The following is a 2,929-nucleotide window of genomic DNA, read 5'->3' as shown; positions in this document are numbered from 1 at the left end:
TGATAAATTCTTAAAGGATAGTACACTAAAATACAATTTAATATTTTCATAATACTGATTTAAAGTATTATAATGAAATTCTTAAATTGACGGCATTGATTGGTTAGTAGTAAATTAGATATATGAAGTCATCTAAAATTATTATTATTTATTTAATTTGGGGAGGAGATATTATTAATGCTCAAGATAATGTAAAATTAAAAATGTTAAATGCATTTGAAACTCAAATGAATCATATTTTTTTAAAATATAATAATCAGGAGATATCTTTTGAAGAAACAATGAACTATTTAAATAAATATTTGTACTTATTGAATTTTTCAAGATTTGATTTAAAGAATGTGGGTGATGAAAACAATTCAATTAATATTATAAAATATAATCCTGGTTTGAATTTTTGGTTTCCGGATTGGTTCGATGATGACTATGGAAGGGGTTGTCAATTGGAATACCCTAATGAAACGGTTAAGCTTAATGTACAATGTGAACGAGATGGTAATTTTAGTCTTCAATTTAGGGGTGTGGATTTTAAAAATTTGGATAATCAAAGAATACCATTATATGTTAATTTTGAAAAAATTTTTGTTAATAGAAATAAAGTTAATTATGTACCTCAATTGGTTTGGCATGATGAAATATTTCAGTATTCAAAATTTTGTCAAGATGATGAAATAATTGATATAAAAATCGAATCAAAAACTATGGTGGATTATTATCCTCAATTAAAAAACTTTTTTAAAGATATTGGTGGTTCTTCAGAGTTAAATAAAGAATTTTTAAATGTATTTCAATTCATAATATATGCAAAACTCATTATTCAACAAAGAAATGATGAAAAGTTACTTACTCAACATGAAGATAATGGTGATAATGTAGATATGAAACTCCTAATCACTCATTTGAGCAATGAACTATACTGTTTACAAAAGGACTTTGAGGAATATAAATTTAATACTGATAATATTATCAATGCTCATTATGAGTTGTTTAATACACAATTTATTTATCATAATTATGAAGCTAAAGGCCTATTGAAATGTAATCATATTCTAAATCAGGAATTACTAAATTTTGTTGCAAATATCTGCAATAAATATGATTTGGAATATTGGTTGGATTTTGGTTTATTACTTGGCGCTATCAGGCATGGAGGTTTTATTCCATGGGATGACGATGCGGATATTGGGATGATGAGAGAAGATTATGATATATTTTTAGATAACATTAAAGATGAGATTGATAATCATGGATTGACTGATGTTTTAAGAATATCTCTAAATGTAAATTTCTATAAACCTTACCCAATTTTACAATTATTATATTATTGCAAAGAAGTGCCAGATACTATTATTGGGGGTATGGATATTTTTCCATATGATTTTATTGATGATATTTCTAATTGTAATCTATATACTTATAGGAGTGTCCGTAATTCTGTAGTAAATAATAATCGAAATGGAGTTCCTATAGGTGAAGCTTTGGGAGAATATTATGATAAATTTAATTTAAGTTATGGTAATAAAAAATATATTATTTCAGGAATCGAAGGAGGAAGAGGCACTATTCCAGGATTGGAAAATATAATTTTTGAAACAGAAGATATTTTTCCCTTAAAAAAAGCTCGATTTGAGAATGAAGAGTATCTTATACCAAATAATCCTAATAAATTTTTATCTGAAACTTATGGGGATTATTTAAATATTCCTAGACTTCCATATCATCATCAAGGTAGATATGATCACTTGAGGAAACGTGAGGATGGATTAGATATTTTTAAAAATAATATAATTAAAATGAAAAAAGTTAATGAAAGTTACCATAAATAAAATTGGAAATTTCATTCTTTTTTCATCTTTTTAATTATTTTGCGGTTTATAATTTTCATGGTTTATGGATTTTTAATAGTTCAAATAATGACTTTATCACTGTTAAGATAGTTTTCCAATCTCGCAAGATATTTTAAATCCTAATTTATCATATAATCCAGTTGATTCTTCAGTATAATTAATTAAATATACCTTTTTTCCCTCATCTATTAAATCGTTGCATAACTTACTACAAACTATTGTGGCAAGACCTTCTCCCCGATATTCTGGAACGGTAATAACATTGGATAAAACTGCAAGATTGTCTATTTCAGCGGTTGTAGAAGCATTTGAAATTATTTTGCCTCTATGTTTTATTATGTAATTTCTGCCGAATTTATCATCATGTCGCTCTTTAATCTGAGCTATTAATTCATCTAGCTTGTAGAATTCTCCCATAGGGTCATTCATAATTAAATTGGCAATTTCTTCAAAATTACTTTCATTTGCTAATTCTACACATGAATTTTCGCATTGATAATGTTTTGAAAATACTCTAACCCATCCATATTCTGCTGAATATTTACTTTCTTTTAGAATATTGGCAAGGTTTTCAATTAAAAACTTTTCGGCACAGATTATAGAGGGATTTTCTTTCGTAATAATCTTTTTAATTTCTTCATAATTACAATCTTTATTTTTGGAGAAAATATGCATTCCAGAATAATATTTCAATATAACACATTTGATTTCATTATTGGTCAGGTCTGTCCAAATTTTTATTGAATTGTTGTTCAATCCATATTTTATAAAATCTAAATACAAATATAAACATTTATCATAATCTGTTCCAATATATTCTTTAATTAAATGTTTATCCTTTTTTTCAAGTATTTTGAACATTATATTTCTCCACATATATTTTTTAAAATTTAAAATATAAGATTATCTTGAGATATTTCTCTTCATAATCAATATAGTATTAGTATGAAATTTATTAAATAAATGTTTTAGGTTTTTAATATGACTCTTTCAAAAACTTTGTTGATTTTGTAAATCCTTTTTTCGGTTGTCATTCCAAATTAGATCTCTGCGATAGATTCGTTTTAAAACACCTCGTGTGG

General features: G+C 25.6%; 2 protein-coding genes. One reads left to right on the top strand and one right to left on the bottom strand.

Annotation, left to right across the window (positions count from 1 at the left end; translation table 11 throughout):
* Nucleotides 1–122: 122 nt before the first annotated feature.
* A complete protein-coding gene (locus QZU75_RS12545) occupies nucleotides 123–1,826 on the top strand; it encodes a phosphorylcholine transferase LicD (RefSeq protein WP_296884164.1) in 1,704 nt (567 codons plus the stop codon).
* A gap of 102 nt (nucleotides 1,827–1,928) precedes the next feature.
* On the opposite strand, the gene QZU75_RS12540 is transcribed toward QZU75_RS12545, so the two are convergent.
* Complete coding sequence (locus QZU75_RS12540; protein ID WP_296884162.1) at nucleotides 1,929–2,708, bottom strand: GNAT family N-acetyltransferase; 780 nt, start codon at nucleotides 2,706–2,708, stop codon at nucleotides 1,929–1,931.
* Nucleotides 2,709–2,929 lie beyond the last annotated feature (221 nt).

The sequence above is a fragment of the uncultured Methanobrevibacter sp. genome (genome assembly GCF_902764455.1).
In the GTDB taxonomy this organism is placed as follows: domain Archaea; phylum Methanobacteriota; class Methanobacteria; order Methanobacteriales; family Methanobacteriaceae; genus Methanocatella.
The sequence above is the reverse complement of the archived record's forward strand: the minus strand, read 5'-3'. Positions and strand labels throughout refer to the sequence as shown.